Genomic DNA, 14,634 nt, shown 5'->3' with positions numbered 1-14,634 from the left:
ATCTTCACCTCTGAAATTTCTTTAGCTGTTCCTGAATCTTTTCCTTTGTTCTCTTCAGCCAATAGAGGACCGAATTTTGTTTGACATACACAAGGATTCCGGCAACGAGCAGAAGGACTAGGGGCAGGAGGAATTTCAGTGCATTTAATAAGAAATGACCCGAAGTGCTTCCTTCATAGTTTACAGTAAAAGAATCGCCTGTGAGTTCTACCTTATGAATAGAAGCTATTGCCTCGTCTCCCTCCATCAGGGCGGAGATCGGTTTATCCGCTACGTTCTGTGCCATTTTAATGTTTTTGGAATGATCTGCGGTCACAGAAATATCAACAGAGGAATCTTTGCTCACGGAGGCAAAAGTGAAAGTGCCTTTGGCTTTCTTATTGTTCAGATGCAGTCTGAATTTTCCGGTATAGCCGGATGTCTGTCCGCGGAAAAGGGTCTTCTTGGTCTCATAGGAAGAAGAACTGCCCTTCCAGATCTTTTTCAAATCTGCATCGCATTGGTCTACGGTGCCTTTCTGTGTGAAAGAGAGGCGGTAGTCATCCTCTTTGTCCAGTGAAACATTGGAGACAGTACTGCCCATAAAGGCTTCTTTGAGTTTAGCAAGTTCCCGTTTGTTACAGACAGAAGAGAAAATAAAGCTGAAACTTCTTCGGATATCATTTTTATTTTTGTAAACTTCCGCAATCTCATACTTTCTCACCGGCTGTCCAAAGGAAGATGAGAAATTTACTTTCTTTTTGCCTGTTTTTCCGTCGATCAGAGTCTGTTCGCCGCTGCCGGAATAGGCGGCGTTGGAAATATGAGTGTAGGTGACGGGGACTTTTCCGGATTCGTCTGCAAAGTTTTTAAAATCTAATGTCTCTTCATAGTCCAGGAGGAATTCAAAGGGGCTGCCGCTCTTTGTCTCTACCCGGTATGTGCCTCTCGTATCTGATGTGTGAAGCACCTTTCGTGTGACGGCGCACAGATCGGAAAAATTATCTTTGGTAAAGGTGATGATCAGGGTTTTTCCGTCTTTTTCATTTTTCCAGCTTTTCTTATAAGAGGAGCCGGAAAAATAGCTGTTGACGGCAGATGAATGTTTTTCCAGGGTTTCTTTCGGCAGCCTGAAGGAAATCGTCCTTTTGAGTTTTCTGCTGCTTGTCTCCCGGGTTTTGATATCAATGGATGTGACAGGTACATAAGTCATTTCATCAATGCTGATCTTTTCATCTGTCTCGTATTTTTTTCCTGCGAACGTAAATTCTGTGCTCTTCAGGTTCCACAGGTCATTGACAGATTTCTGATCCACATACCCCTTCTCATAGAGAGCTGTATAGAGCCAGGACATCAGATCTTTCGTGGAGAAATTTTCTGAATAGCGAAGTCCCTTTGCAAACGGAGAATCTGCATAGCTGTAACTGATCTCCGGGGCAAAATTCAGCAGGGACTCGACTTTTTTTCTGTAATCTTTCAGGGAAGAAAAGTCCATGCGGAAGGTGTAGACCGTGTCGTCTTTTTCCGTGGTCTGCTTATAGACAAGGGCTTTCGGGCAGGCATCCCGTATGACCTTGTCTAAATCTTTTTTGGAACCGGAAAAATATCTTGCCAGATCGGCAGAACTGACCGTACAGGTCATGAGCCTGTGTCCGGAAAAATCTTTATTCAGTTCCATGCGGCTGTTCAGCTCGAGTCCGCATCCCCACAAAAAAATGAGAGAGAACAGCATAAGAGACAGCAAACATTTCTTTTTCATTTACAATTCCTTTAAATATGCTTCGTTTATTTTGATTACTTTTTTCATCGCATCCTGTCCCGGAGCTCCGATGGTATTTCGCTTTTCTACGCAGGTCTTCATGCTGATCGCATCATAAATATCTTCCGCAAAGGCAGGGCTGATCTCCTGATATTCCTCAAGAGAGAGCTCATCTAGGGAAATGCCTTTTTCAATACATAAAAGCACCAGCTGACCTACGATACCGTGAGCGTCCCGGAAAGGAACTCCGTGGTTTACCAGATAATCCGCTGCATCGGTGGCGTTGGTAAAGCCGTTCTTTGCGCTGTTTTCCATGCGGTCTTTATGAAACGTCATCGTCTTTATCATTCCTGTGAACAGGCTTAAACAGCCTTTTACCGTATCAATGGCATCGAAAGTATATTCTTTATCTTCCTGCATGTCTTTGTTATAGGCCAGCGGAATTCCCTTCATAGTCGTGAGGATGGAATTAAGAGCCGCATAGACACGGCCGGTCTTTCCGCGTACCAGCTCTGCGATATCCGGGTTTTTCTTCTGCGGCATAATGCTGCTTCCGGTACTGAAGCCATCGTCGATGGACACAAACTGGTATTCATTGGAGTTCCATATAATGATCTCTTCACTGAACCGGCTCAAATGCATCATAACAGTGGAAAGAGCAGATAATAGTTCTATGATATAATCCCGGTCGGAAACAGAATCCATGCTGTTTAAGGTTGGCCCGTAAAAGTCCAGAAGATCTGCGGTCATTTTTCTGTCCAGCGGATAGGTTGTCCCGGCGAGTGCTCCGGAACCTAACGGACAGTAATTCATTCTCTCATAGATATCGGTAAGGCGGGAGTAGTCCCTTTTGAACATCTCCATATAAGCGCCCGCGTGATGGGCAAGTGTCACCGGCTGTGCCTTTTGCAGATGGGTAAAGCCGGGCATAAATGTATCAAGATTGTCTTTCATGATCTGATGCAGATTTTCCATAAGATCCTTTAAAAGTTCCTTGAGAGAAGTGATTTCGTCTCTGGTATAAAGTTTCATGTCCAGAGCCACCTGATCGTTTCGGCTCCTTCCGGTGTGAAGCTTCTTTCCGGCATCGCCGATGCGGTCGATTAAATTGGCTTCCACAAAACTGTGAATGTCTTCATACTCACTTGTGATCTCAATGGTTCCTGACTCGATGTCTGAGAGGATACTGTTTAAACCGCCGACGATCTGGTCTCTCTCAGCCGCTGAGAGGACACCGATACTTTCAAGCATCGTAACGTGTGCAATGCTGCCCTCGATATCCTGACGGTAAAATTTCTGGTCAAATCCGATGGATGCATTGAAGTTGTAAACCAGCTGGTCGGTTTCCTTGGTGAACCTGCCACCCCATAATTGTGCCATATGTATTTCCTCATTTCTTATTATTTTGTCTTTTGATAAATTCTAACCATAATATTTTACACTATAAATGCAATATTTACTATATTTTTATTGGAAAAAGAGCGTATATCAAAACCCGGCATCGCACACAATATTTAAAAAACGGGTGAATAGAATGGAACGAAGATTAAAAATAGAAAAGCATTTAATTTTATTTGTTTTGGGCGGGATGGGATATTTCTTCCTGGAAGTTTTAGTGAGGGGATATTCCCATTATACGATGTTCCTGTGCGGAGGAGCCTGTTTTTTGTGCATCGGGCTTTTAAACGAGAGTGTAAAGATCAAGATGAGCTTTGTAAGCCAGATGGTTCTCTCTACGTTTATTATCACAGGGCTTGAGCTGATCACGGGGCTGATCGTTAACGTATGGCTTGGCTGGGATATTTGGGATTACTCTGATCTGCCATATAATTTTAAAGGGCAGATCTGCCTTTTGTACTCGGTGCTCTGGTTTTTTGCGTCCAGCGTGGCGATTGTCATGGATGATTTTTTAAGGTATAAACTGTTTCATGAAGAAAAACCTCATTACAAAATCCTTTGATTCTTTCCAGCAGTCAGAAGGAGGCTGTCTTGCCTTCTTCTGATCATATTTTGGGCAGACATCAGGCTCTTTTTATGATATTATTGTCAGGAAAGTATAGGCAGGGTGGAATTGCGGTGAACCGATTTCTTATCAAACTATAATAAAATCATAAGTATTTTCATAAGAATTAGCCAGAAAGAGTTTTATATAATGGTAGCTGCGAGGTGATTCTTATGAAAAAAATACCGACAGTACATAAAAAATTGGCAGCTGTCCTGCTGTTTGTCTTATTGGTGGGCTGTTTTCTGACGGGTGTTCTATATATATCCGGAAAAAAAACAGCCAAAAAATCTGTATATAAAAATGGAACGGTCCAATACAATATTTTCTATAATAACAAGGAAGAAATCAGACGGATGGTAAAGCAGGGCTTTGATCTGAATGACCCTGATCAATCTGCAGCCAATACCCCTCTGCTTATGGCGATTGATGCTCTCGACCGGAACCGGATGTACGGTATGGTGGAATTTTTGATCGGGCAGGGGGCAGAAGTGAATGCGGATTATTCTGCAGAAAATGATATTGTCTTTCGCCGCAGGACTCCGCTCTATGAGGCCATCTCCTTCGGAGACCGAAAGCTGCTCAGTCAGCTTTTGAAGGCCGGGGCAGATGCGGCTTATCAGGATAAAGACGGGACAACGCCGCTGATGTTTGCCTGCTATATGGCAAATGGAAACGTAGATCAAAACTCGGTGGATATCATCCGGAGTCTTCTGTATGCTGGTGCTGATCCGTCTGCCGTAAATAAAGACGGAAAAACAGCCGAGGACTATTTTGAAATGGGACGAAAGAACATAGAAGCCGAGATGAAAAACAGCCGCTTAACCGACGAAGAGAAGAAACAGAGCCGGCGGTATCTGGGAAAGATCCGGGTTCTGCTGGACCGTGCGGTCGTCAGCCGGCGATAGAAATGAGGATGGAAAATGAAAAAACAATTAGTAATCGCAGAGAAACCTTCGGTGGCAAGGGATATCGCCAGAGTTTTGGGATGCAGGCAGAAGGGATCTTCCTTTATGGAGGGGGATCAGTACATCGTGACCTGGGCACTGGGTCATCTGGTGACTCTGGCAGATCCGGAACAGTATGGGAATCAGTATAAGCAGTGGAGCATGGATACCCTTCCGATGATGCCAAAACAGTGGAAACTCGTGGTGATCGGGAAGACGTCCAGACAGTTTCAGTCTGTCAAAAAGCTGATCTTCAGGGAGGATGTGTCAGATATTATCATCGCGACAGATGCGGGGCGCGAGGGCGAACTGGTGGCCCGGTGGATTCTCTTAAAAGCAGGGAATAAAAAGCCGGTAAAACGGCTGTGGATTTCATCGGTCACGGACAAAGCTATCCGGGAGGGATTTTCGAGGCTGAAACCGGGAAAAGAATATGAAAACCTTTATCACGCGGCTGTGGCAAGGGCAGAGGCGGACTGGATGGTAGGAATCAATGCAACGAGGGCACTGACCTGCAAGTATAACGCCCAATTATCCTGCGGCAGGGTACAGACTCCTACGCTTGCCATGATCGCGGAAAGAGAAGAGGAGATCCGCAGTTTCCGGCCGAAGAACTTTTACGGACTGAAAGCTGTCAGCCATGGCCTGACATTTACGTGGAAAGAACATAAGTCAGGGAGCAGTCAGAGTTTTGACAGGGAAAGAATAGAAAAAATAAGGAAAGCGGCGGACGGAGCACCTCTACTTGTTCAGAGGGTATCAAAAAAGCCGAAGAAAACCTATGCGCCTGCCCTCTACAATCTGACAGACCTTCAGACTGACGCAAACAAACGATTCGGATTTTCTGCCAAGCAGACGCTGAATCTGATGCAGAGTCTCTATGAGCACCACAAGGTCCTGACTTATCCGAGGACGGATTCCAGATATCTGACTGCCGACATGGCAGATACCATAAAAGAGCGTCTGAAAGCCGTGAGTGTGGGCCCATACAAGCAGTGGACCGCAAAGCTTATGACAAAACCGGTCAAGGCCTCGGCTTCGTTTATCGATGACGGCAGGGTATCGGACCATCATGCTATCATTCCGACAGAACAGCCGGTATTTCTGAGTGATATGAGTTTTGAGGAGCGGAAGATATTTGATCTGGTAGTGAAACGTTTTCTCGCTGTTTTGTCACCGGCCTGTGAATATGAGCAGACGTCTGTTTCCGGAAAAATCCAGGGAGAGACATTTGAGGCAAGAGGAACGGTCATGGTCAAAGCCGGATGGAAAGATCTTTATCGGGAAGAGGACGACAAAGATGATTCCCTGCCTCAGGAAAAACTAAAAATCTTCAAAGAGGGTATGAATGTGAAGGTGAACTCTTTAAAGATCACGGAAGGGAAGACCAGTCCGCCTGCCCGGTATACGGAAGGAACCCTGATTTCCAAAATGGAGCGGCAGGGCCTGGGCACGGTGGCCACCAGAGCGGATATTATTGAAAAGCTGTTTTCCAGTTTCCTTCTTGAAAAGAATGGGAATGAAGTTACGGTTACTGCAAAGGCAAAGCAGCTCTTAAAGCTGGTTCCGGAGGACTTAAGAAAAGCAGAACTGACAGCCCAGTGGGAGCGCAGACTCACGGCGATTGCCGAGGGCAGGGAAGACGACAGAAAGTTCATGGGAGAAATCAGCGGTTATACGAGACAGATCATTGATGAGATCAAACATGCCGACGGAACATTCCGCCATGAAAATCTTACCCGGCAGAAGTGTCCGGAATGCGGAAAATTTATGCTGAAAGTAAAAGGGAAACACGGTACATTTCTCGTGTGTCAGGACCGGGAATGCGGATACAGAAAAACACTTTCAAGGACAACCAACGCCAGATGCCCTGTCTGCCATAAAAAGATGGAGATGGTCGGAGACGGAGATGCCCAGAAGTTTGTCTGTGTGTGCGGGCACAAAGAAAAACTCAGTGCCTTCAAAGAGCGGAAGAAAAAAGAGGGCGCCGGAGTCAGCAAAAAGGAAGTGAACCGGTATCTGAAAAAGCAGCAGAAAGAAGCACAGGAGCCGATCAATAACGCCTTTGCGGATGCATTAGCGAAGCTGAAACTTTAAAAACACAGCAAGGGGAGTGGTATGAAACAGAAGAGAAAAAGATGGAGCCGGTGGCTGAAACTGCTTTTGATCCTTATATTTGCAGGGATTCTGACTGCAGGAGGGATCAACTGGTTTATGATTCACCAGTCTAAAAAAGATATAGAAACAGCCCGTCAGCTGGCCTTGGAACAAAAAGGGAAAAAAGCAGATGCAGTTGTCGTGCTTGGGGCAAAAGTGAGAAAAGACGGCAGCATGTGCCTGATGCTGAAAGAACGTGTTGATTTAGGGATCCAGGCTTACAAACAGGGACTTGCGGACCGGATCATTATGAGCGGTGACCATGGGGCAGAAGGATATGATGAGGTCAGTACCATGAAAGCATATGCCATAAAACAGGGAATCCCGTCCGAACATATCTTTAAGGATCATGCAGGATTTTCTACCTATGAGACAATGTATCGGGCAAGAGACGTTTTTAAGGCGAAAAGTATTGTTGTGGTCACACAAAAGTATCATCTGTATCGTGCCGTCTATGATGCAAAAGCGCTGGGACTTGAGGTGAAAGGAATTTCCTGCGATAAGGCTGTCTATAAAGGAGACAAAGCAAGAAAATTCCGGGAAGCCATTGCAAGGATCAAGGATTTTGGATATACCGCAGTAAAACCGAAACCTAAGTATTTAGGAAAAGCAGTTCCGGTCAGCGGAAATGGAAATACAACGGATTAGAAAACTGCCGGGCAGCTGAAAATATACAGCTGCCCGGCAGTTTTCTAATCATCATTATTTACTTTGTACTGGCAATTAATCAGCAAGTCCCTGGTCTTTTAATGCCCTTACTTTCATTGACAGGCCGAACAGACGGATGAATCCTTCTGCGTCGTGGTGGTCATAAAGGTCACCTGTTGTAAAGCTAGCCAGTGATTCGCTGTAAAGAGTATGAGGAGAGGAAGTACCCGCTTTGATGATATTTCCTTTGTAAAGCTTGAATTTTACTTCTCCGGTCACGTCTTTATCGACGGTCTCGATGAAAGACTGTAAGCCTTCTCTCAGAGGACAGAACCATTTTCCTTCATAGACAAGATCGGCAAATTTACCAGCAACGATTTTCTTGAACGCCATAGTATCACGGTCCAGTACAAGTTCTTCTAACTGCTGATGAGCTTCCATCAAAATTGTTCCGCCTGGAGTCTCATAGACACCGCGGGATTTCATGCCGACTACACGGTTTTCAACGATATCGATGATACCGATGCCGTGTTTTCCGCCTAATTCATTTAATTTACGGATGATATCGGAAGCCTTCATCTTTTCTCCGTTAACGGATACCGGAGCGCCGGATTCAAATCCGATCGTTACATATTCTCCTTCTTCCGGAGCCTGTTCCGGAGAATTTCCCAATACAAGCAAGTGATTGTAGTCGGGCTCTACCGCCGGGTCTTCTAATTCCAGGCCTTCATGGCTGATGTGCCATAAGTTCCGGTCACGGCTGTAACTGTTTTCTGCAGAGAACGGAAGGTCAATACCGTGGTCTTTGCAGTACTGGATCTCATCTTCACGGGAATCCATCTTCCATGTGTCCAGCTCACGCCATGGGGCGATGATCTTGATGTCCGGAGCCAGTGCCATGATGGATAACTCAAAACGGATCTGGTCGTTTCCTTTACCGGTAGCGCCGTGGCAGATCGCAACAGCACCTTCTTTTCTCGCAACTTCCACGAGTTTTTTAGCGATAACCGGACGGGCGAAGGATGTACCTAATAAATATTTGTTTTCGTAAACCGCATCGGCTTTGACCGTTGGGATCACATAGTCGTCAACGAATTCGTCAACAACATCTTCTATATATAACCTTGTGGCTCCGGAAAGCTTTGCCCGCTCTTCCAGACCGTCTAATTCATTTCCCTGTCCGACATCCACGCAGCAGCAGATGACTTCATAATCATAGTTTTCTTTTAACCATGGAATAATCGCGGTGGTGTCCAGCCCGCCGGAGTATGCCAAAACAACTTTTTCTTTCATTCTTGTTCCTCCTCATATAGTTCATACCATCAGATTTTTATCTGTGTTCTATCCAATAATATACGGGATAACAGGAGAAGATGCAAGGACTTTTTCATATAATAATGCATAAAATTTCAAAATAAATGAATATACACAGCAATAAATGAATAAATATTCATAATCCTTTTACGGTGAAAAGATTTAAAAACTCTGATTTATCGGTAAAAAAGGTGTTGCATATTACATTACAGAGATGTATAATTATAAACAATTCGTAAACGCAGGAAAAGAGGAGAATTTTATGATAAAAGCAGGAATTATAGGATCTACGGGTTATGCCGGACAGGAACTGGTCCGTCTGCTGATGCAGCACAAGGATGCAGAGATTGTTTGGTACGGCTCCAGAAGCTACATAGATCAAAAGTATTATGAGGTCTTCCATAATATGTTCGAGATCGTGGATGCCGACTGTATGGATGACAATATGGATGAACTGGCAGAGAAAGCGGATGTGATTTTTACGGCGACCCCGCAGGGATTGTGCAGTTCCCTCGTCTCAGAAGAAGTTTTGTCTAAGACAAAGATCATTGATTTAAGTGCAGACTTCAGAATCAAGGACGCCGACCGATATGAAGAGTGGTATGGGATCAGGCACCCCAGCAGGGAATTTATAAAAGAAGCAGTCTACGGCCTGTGTGAGATCAACAGGGAAGATGTAAAGAAAGCCAGACTGATCGCCAACCCGGGCTGTTATCCGACTTGTTCTATTTTATCCATTTATCCGCTGGCAAAAGAGGGACTGATCGATATGAATACCGTCATCATCGATGCCAAGTCCGGAACCTCCGGGGCGGGAAGGGGCGCAAAGGTCAACAACCTGTACTGTGAAGTCAATGAAAACATCAAAGCCTATGGAGTGGCATCCCACAGGCACACGCCGGAGATCGAGGATCAGCTCGGCTATGCGTGCGGACAGCCGGTGGTACTGAATTTCACTCCGCACCTGGTTCCGATGAACCGGGGAATCCTGGTGACAGCCTACGCTTCCTTAAAAGAAGAAGTTACATATGAACAGGTAAAAGATATTTACGATTCCTATTATAAAGAAGAAACATTTGTCAGAGTGCTTCCCGAGGGCGTATGTCCGGAGACCAGATGGGTAGAGGGCAGCAATTATGTAGATGTGAATTTTAAGATTGATCCGAGAACGAACCGGGTGATCATGATGGGTGCTATGGATAATCTGGTGAAAGGAGCGGCTGGTCAGGCGGTCCAGAATATGAACCTGATGTTCGGACTCGATGAGACAGAGGGGCTTAATCTGGTTCCAATGTTCCCGTAGGAGATGGAAAAGGAGATATATTTATGAAGATATTAGACGGAGGGGTGACATCCCCGAAAGGTTTTTTGGCAGCAGGACTTCGTGCAGGAATTAAGCCCGGAAAAACCAACAAAGACATGGCTATGATTTTAAGTGAAGAGCCCGCGGCTGTGGCAGGGACATTTACGAGAAATGTTGTGAAGGCAGCTCCGGTGCTCTGGGGACAAAAACTGGTGAAGGACCAGGAGACGGTCCGGGCAGTGGTTATCAATACGGGGATCGCAAATGCCTGTACCGGTGAAAAAGGTTATGACAATACGGTCAGGACAGCGGAAATGGCAGCGTCAGAGCTCGGTGTTTTAAAAGAAGAAGTTTTAGTGAGCTCTACCGGAGTGATCGGTCAGCAGCTTCCGATGGAAGCCATCGAAAAGGGAATCAGGCTTTTGGTTCCTGAGTTAAGGCATGACCGGCAGAGCAGCCGGGATGCGGCGGAGGCGATCCTCACCACCGATACGAAGACAAAAGAGGCAGCAGTTTCCGTGGAACTCTCAGGCACGGAGGTGACCGTTGGGGGCATCTGCAAGGGCTCCGGCATGATCCATCCCAACATGGGAACCATGCTCGGTTTTATCACCACAGACACCGCCATCGAAAAGACATTGCTGTTAGAACTCCAGAGAGAACTGATTGAGGATACTTTCAACATGATTTCTGTGGACGGAGATACGTCCACCAATGACACCGTATTTGTGCTGGCAAACGGAATGGCCGGAAACACAAGGATCACAGAGAAAAATGAGGACTATGAGACTTTTAAAAAGGCCCTGCTCTATGTAAACCGGGAGCTTGCCAAAAAGATTGCCGGAGACGGTGAGGGCTGTACAAAGTTATTTGAAGTTCAGGTACACCATGCACCGGATAAGGCTTGTGCCAAAACCCTGAGCAAGGCAGTAGTCACATCCAGCCTCACAAAGGCGGCCATTTACGGAAAAGACGCAAACTGGGGAAGAATCCTCTGTGCCATGGGATATTCGGGAGCGGCGTTTGACCCGCTGAAAGTGGATATCTCATTTGAGAGCAAAAAAGGAAGTCTTGCCATCGTAAAGGATGGGGTTGCCACAGATTATTCGGAAGATGCGGCTACGGAAATTTTATCCGAAGATGCAGTGACAGCGGTGATCGACATCCGCAGCGGAGAAGAGGCGGCCACGGCGTGGGGCTGTGACCTGACCCATGAATATGTATCTATCAACGCAGATTACAGGAGTTAAGGAGAGAAATTATGGACGAAAAGATGTTGGAAGAAGAATCATTAAAAGCAAAGGTGTTGATCGAAGCTCTGCCTTATATCCGTTATTTCAGCGGAAAATATGTGGTTGTCAAATATGGCGGAAGCGCCATGCTGGACGCAGATCTGCAGAAAAATGTGATCCGGGACGTGGCCCTTTTAAAATTGATCGGTATGAAGCCGATCATCGTACACGGCGGCGGCAAAGAGATCAGCAAGTGGGTGAAGCTTTCCGGAAAGGAACCTGAATTTTACAATGGACTCCGTGTCACAGACAAAGATACGATGGAGATCGCTGAGATGGTGCTGTTTAAGGTGAACCAGGAACTGGTTGCCATGATGGCCCAGCAGGGCATTAAGGCCGTCGGACTTTCCGGAAAAGACGCGGAGATGATGAAGGTTGAAAAAAAGGAAGTTCTGGGGAAAGATCTCGGCTATGTGGGAAATGTAACAGAAGTCAATACAGACCTTTTAGAGGCGCTCATTGAGGACGATTTTGTTCCGGTGATCTCTCCCATCGGACTTGGGGAGGATTACGAGGGCTATAACATCAATGCGGATGACACGGCCTGTGCCATTGCTTCTGCTTTGAACGCAGAGAAGCTGGTTTTCCTTACGGATATTGAGGGGGTTTTCATTGACCCTGAAGATAAGAGCACACTGATCTCTGAAATGGATTTGACCCAGGCCCATGAATTCGTAGACAAAGGAGTCGTTGGCGGGGGCATGCTTCCGAAGCTTAAAAACTGTATTGAGGCCATCGAAAACGGTGTTGCAAGAGTGCATATTCTGGACGGACGCCTGGATCACTGTCTGCTGCTTGAGTTCTTTACACAAAAAGGTATCGGAACGGCGATCTTAAAAGATCCGATTTTTTAGGAGGAGAACATGAATCATTTTATAGAAGACGGAGAAGCATACATATTAAAGACTTACAACCGTTTTCCCGTGGTTTTAGACCGCGGGGACGGCGTAAACTTATATGATACCGACGGGAAAGAATATCTGGATTTTGGGGCAGGGATCGCTGTTTTCGCATTGGGGTACGGAAACAGGGAATACAATGATGCTTTGAAAGTCCAGATCGACAAACTGATCCATACGTCGAACCTGTATTACAATGTGCCCTCGATTGAGGCTGCAAAAAAAATCGTGGAAGCCGCGAAGATGAAAAGAGTATTCTTTACCAACAGCGGTACAGAGGCCATCGAGGGAGCGCTGAAAGTCGCAAGGAAATACAAATATCAGGAGGACCCGGACAAGGAATATGAATTCATTGCAATGAAGCAGTCCTTCCACGGCAGAAGCCAGGGGGCCCTGTCTGTGACAGGCAATGAAAAGTATCAGGAAGGCTTTGTGCCGAAGGAATTCCGTGCGGTGTTTGCCGAATTCAATGATCTTTCCGATGTGGCTTCCAAGGTGACGGATAAGACCTGCGGCATCATCTGCGAGGTGGTACAGGGAGAAGGAGGCATTTATCCTGCCGACCCTGAATTTTTAAAGGGTTTAAGGGAACTCTGTGATGAGCATGACCTTCTGCTGATCTTTGACGAGATCCAGTGCGGCATGGGACGGTGCGGTTCTATGTTTGCCCATGATCTCTATGGAGTAAAACCGGACATACTGACCCTTGCCAAGGCCCTTGGATGCGGTATTCCTGTGGGTGCATTTGTCGCAGGTGAAAAAGCAGACGGGGTTTTAGTGCCCGGAGACCACGGAACGACTTATGGGGGGAATCCTCTGGCGGGAGCAGCGGTTAATGCTGTCTTTGACCAGTTTGAAAAGCTTGATCTGGTCGCACATGTCCGGGAAGTGGGCGGCTATCTGTGGGACAAACTCGAAGAACTGAAAAATGAGTTCAGTTTTATCACTGCCCACAGAGGCATCGGACTGATGCAGGGACTGGAGTTTTCGGAAGAGAAACAGGCCGGGCAGATTGTATCGAAGGCTCTGTCCAACGGACTGATTCTTATCTCTGCCGGAAACAATGTTTTGAGGTTTGTACCGCCCCTTGTCATTGAAAAGGAACATGTGGATATGATGACTGAAAAGCTCAGAGCCTCTTTTTAAATGTATAATCAAAAACTTCCAGGGATAAACTATGGGTAACAAATCTTTGGAGGTTTTTTTATGATTGGATTTATAATAGCATTAGTATCAGGTGCCCTGATGAGTATTCAGGGTGTATTTAACACCGAAGTTTCAAAGCAGACCGGATTGTGGACAGCCAGTTCTTTCGTGCAGTTTACCGGACTGCTGACCTGCCTTGCCGTCTGGATCTTTGCGGAAAGGGATCAGAGTTTTTTAAGTCTCATGAAAGTGTCGCCGAAATATGTGCTCCTGGGAGGAGTCATGGGTGCGGGCATTACCTTTACGGTGATCAAGAGCATCGGTTTACTCGGACCGGCAAAATCTGCCATGCTGATTGTGGCTGCACAGCTGATTGTCTCATACCTGATCGAGGTTTTCGGACTGTTTGGGGTCGAAAAAACAGGGTTTCAGTGGATGAAGCTTGCGGGCGTCGTATTGTTTGTTGCAGGCATCTTAATTTTTAAATGGAAATCATAGGGCTCTCCTGAAAGATGTCCTTGTAAAAATGAGGCAGATTAGTTACAATAGCAATAGAGATTTTACGCATGGTTAGATGGCGCTTTGTACAGTTAAGGAGGTCCTTAGATTGTATAGAGCAAAAAAGTTATGTATGACCGGTATTCTGCTTCTGACATTCTGCATCGCGGGATGTGCACAGAAGTCCGGAATGGAGATAAATGATGGGTCCGAGCCCCAAAGAACCGAAAAAGCTTCTGAGAAGGAGAAGATCTGCGTCTATGTCTGCGGCAGCGTGAAGAAACCTGGAGTTTATGAACTTCCGGAGGACGCAAGGATTGTCTCCGCCATCGCTTTGGCAGGAGGATTTACGAAGGATGCCTCAGCCGCAGGTGTCAATCAGGCAGAACGGATCAAAGACGGGCAGCAGATTTACGTGCCTTCGAAAAAGGAAGCCGGGAAGAAGGAAGATACATCTTCACCGACTGGAGGTTCCGGGACTCAGGACAAAAGGGTGAACTTAAACAGTGCATCCAGAGAAGAGCTGATGACCCTTACAGGGATCGGAGAGGCCAAAGCTTCCGACATTATTTCTTACAGAGAAGAAAACGGAGGCTTTGAAAAGCCGGAGGATATCATGAAGATCCGGGGAATCAAACAGGGCATCTACCGTAAAATCAAAGACATGATAACAGTTTAGTTTGAGGTGAA

General features: G+C 46.1%; 13 protein-coding genes. 10 read left to right on the top strand and 3 right to left on the bottom strand.

The window, feature by feature from the left end; all coding sequences use genetic code 11:
* Positions 1-4: 4 nt before the first annotated feature.
* Positions 5-1,738, bottom strand: coding sequence for a hypothetical protein (locus ANCC_RS10090; protein ID WP_006566727.1), 1,734 nt, complete (start codon positions 1,736-1,738; stop codon positions 5-7).
* Positions 1,739-3,118 carry an argininosuccinate lyase gene (gene argH / locus ANCC_RS10085; protein WP_006566728.1) on the bottom strand — a complete coding sequence of 460 codons (1,380 nt, stop codon included), beginning with the start codon at positions 3,116-3,118 and terminating at the stop codon, positions 1,739-1,741.
* A gap of 154 nt (positions 3,119-3,272) precedes the next feature.
* On the opposite strand from argH, the gene ANCC_RS10080 reads away from it, so the two are divergent.
* The 4 genes from ANCC_RS10080 to ANCC_RS10065 all read left to right on the top strand — a co-directional run bounded on the left by ANCC_RS10080 (position 3,273) and on the right by ANCC_RS10065 (position 7,492).
* Positions 3,273-3,698 (top strand): putative ABC transporter permease, encoded by a 426-nt coding sequence (locus ANCC_RS10080; protein WP_009289485.1) that lies wholly within the window; start codon positions 3,273-3,275, stop codon positions 3,696-3,698.
* A 215-nt stretch (positions 3,699-3,913) separates the two neighbouring features.
* Entirely contained in the window at positions 3,914-4,648 is a 735-nt protein-coding gene (locus ANCC_RS10075; protein ID WP_006566730.1) for an ankyrin repeat domain-containing protein, read from the top strand.
* A 15-nt stretch (positions 4,649-4,663) separates the two neighbouring features.
* Positions 4,664-6,784, top strand: a complete 2,121-nt coding sequence (locus tag ANCC_RS10070; RefSeq protein ID WP_006566731.1) for a DNA topoisomerase III — start codon at positions 4,664-4,666, stop codon at positions 6,782-6,784.
* Between the two features lie 21 nt (positions 6,785-6,805).
* On the top strand, positions 6,806-7,492 hold the full coding sequence (locus ANCC_RS10065) for a SanA/YdcF family protein (RefSeq protein WP_006566732.1): 687 nt from the start codon (positions 6,806-6,808) through the stop codon (positions 7,490-7,492).
* Between the two features lie 75 nt (positions 7,493-7,567).
* Here ANCC_RS10065 and ANCC_RS10060 read toward each other — a convergent pair whose 3' ends face one another.
* Positions 7,568-8,785 carry an argininosuccinate synthase gene (locus ANCC_RS10060; RefSeq protein ID WP_006566733.1) on the bottom strand — a complete coding sequence of 406 codons (1,218 nt, stop codon included), beginning with the start codon at positions 8,783-8,785 and terminating at the stop codon, positions 7,568-7,570.
* Positions 8,786-9,068: 283 nt separating this feature from the next.
* On the opposite strand from ANCC_RS10060, the gene argC reads away from it, so the two are divergent.
* The 6 genes from argC (at position 9,069) to ANCC_RS10030 (ending at position 14,623) form a co-directional block, all read left to right on the top strand.
* Entirely contained in the window at positions 9,069-10,109 is a 1,041-nt protein-coding gene (gene argC / locus ANCC_RS10055; protein ID WP_022260774.1) for an N-acetyl-gamma-glutamyl-phosphate reductase, read from the top strand.
* Positions 10,110-10,132: 23 nt separating this feature from the next.
* Positions 10,133-11,359 carry a bifunctional ornithine acetyltransferase/N-acetylglutamate synthase gene (gene argJ, locus ANCC_RS10050; protein WP_006566735.1) on the top strand — a complete coding sequence of 409 codons (1,227 nt, stop codon included), beginning with the start codon at positions 10,133-10,135 and terminating at the stop codon, positions 11,357-11,359.
* An 11-nt stretch (positions 11,360-11,370) separates the two neighbouring features.
* On the top strand, positions 11,371-12,255 hold the full coding sequence (gene argB, locus ANCC_RS10045) for an acetylglutamate kinase (protein WP_006566736.1): 885 nt from the start codon (positions 11,371-11,373) through the stop codon (positions 12,253-12,255).
* A 9-nt stretch (positions 12,256-12,264) separates the two neighbouring features.
* Entirely contained in the window at positions 12,265-13,446 is a 1,182-nt protein-coding gene (locus tag ANCC_RS10040; protein ID WP_006566737.1) for an aspartate aminotransferase family protein, read from the top strand.
* A 60-nt stretch (positions 13,447-13,506) separates the two neighbouring features.
* Entirely contained in the window at positions 13,507-13,944 is a 438-nt protein-coding gene (locus ANCC_RS10035) for a DMT family transporter (protein WP_006566738.1), read from the top strand.
* 109 nt (positions 13,945-14,053) lie between these two features.
* Positions 14,054-14,623 (top strand): helix-hairpin-helix domain-containing protein, encoded by a 570-nt coding sequence (locus tag ANCC_RS10030; RefSeq protein WP_009289492.1) that lies wholly within the window; start codon positions 14,054-14,056, stop codon positions 14,621-14,623.
* The last annotated feature ends 11 nt before the right edge of the window (positions 14,624-14,634 follow it).

The organism is Anaerostipes caccae L1-92, from assembly GCF_014467075.1.
GTDB lineage: Bacteria > Bacillota > Clostridia > Lachnospirales > Lachnospiraceae > Anaerostipes > Anaerostipes caccae.
This window is presented reverse-complemented; position numbering and strand designations above follow the sequence as displayed.

Excerpts from the sequence above, each read along its gene's own strand:
- ANCC_RS10090 (WP_006566727.1), bottom strand. The coding sequence starts at position 1,738 with ATGAAAAAGAAATGTTTGCTGTCTCTTATGCTGTTCTCTCTCATTTTT.
- argH (WP_006566728.1), bottom strand. The coding sequence starts at position 3,118 with ATGGCACAATTATGGGGTGGCAGGTTCACCAAGGAAACCGACCAGCTG.
- ANCC_RS10080 (WP_009289485.1), top strand. The coding sequence starts at position 3,273 with ATGGAACGAAGATTAAAAATAGAAAAGCATTTAATTTTATTTGTTTTG.
- ANCC_RS10075 (WP_006566730.1), top strand. The coding sequence starts at position 3,914 with ATGAAAAAAATACCGACAGTACATAAAAAATTGGCAGCTGTCCTGCTG.
- ANCC_RS10070 (WP_006566731.1), top strand. The coding sequence starts at position 4,664 with ATGAAAAAACAATTAGTAATCGCAGAGAAACCTTCGGTGGCAAGGGAT.
- ANCC_RS10065 (WP_006566732.1), top strand. The coding sequence starts at position 6,806 with ATGAAACAGAAGAGAAAAAGATGGAGCCGGTGGCTGAAACTGCTTTTG.
- ANCC_RS10060 (WP_006566733.1), bottom strand. The coding sequence starts at position 8,785 with ATGAAAGAAAAAGTTGTTTTGGCATACTCCGGCGGGCTGGACACCACC.
- argC (WP_022260774.1), top strand. The coding sequence starts at position 9,069 with ATGATAAAAGCAGGAATTATAGGATCTACGGGTTATGCCGGACAGGAA.
- argJ (WP_006566735.1), top strand. The coding sequence starts at position 10,133 with ATGAAGATATTAGACGGAGGGGTGACATCCCCGAAAGGTTTTTTGGCA.
- argB (WP_006566736.1), top strand. The coding sequence starts at position 11,371 with ATGGACGAAAAGATGTTGGAAGAAGAATCATTAAAAGCAAAGGTGTTG.
- ANCC_RS10040 (WP_006566737.1), top strand. The coding sequence starts at position 12,265 with ATGAATCATTTTATAGAAGACGGAGAAGCATACATATTAAAGACTTAC.
- ANCC_RS10035 (WP_006566738.1), top strand. The coding sequence starts at position 13,507 with ATGATTGGATTTATAATAGCATTAGTATCAGGTGCCCTGATGAGTATT.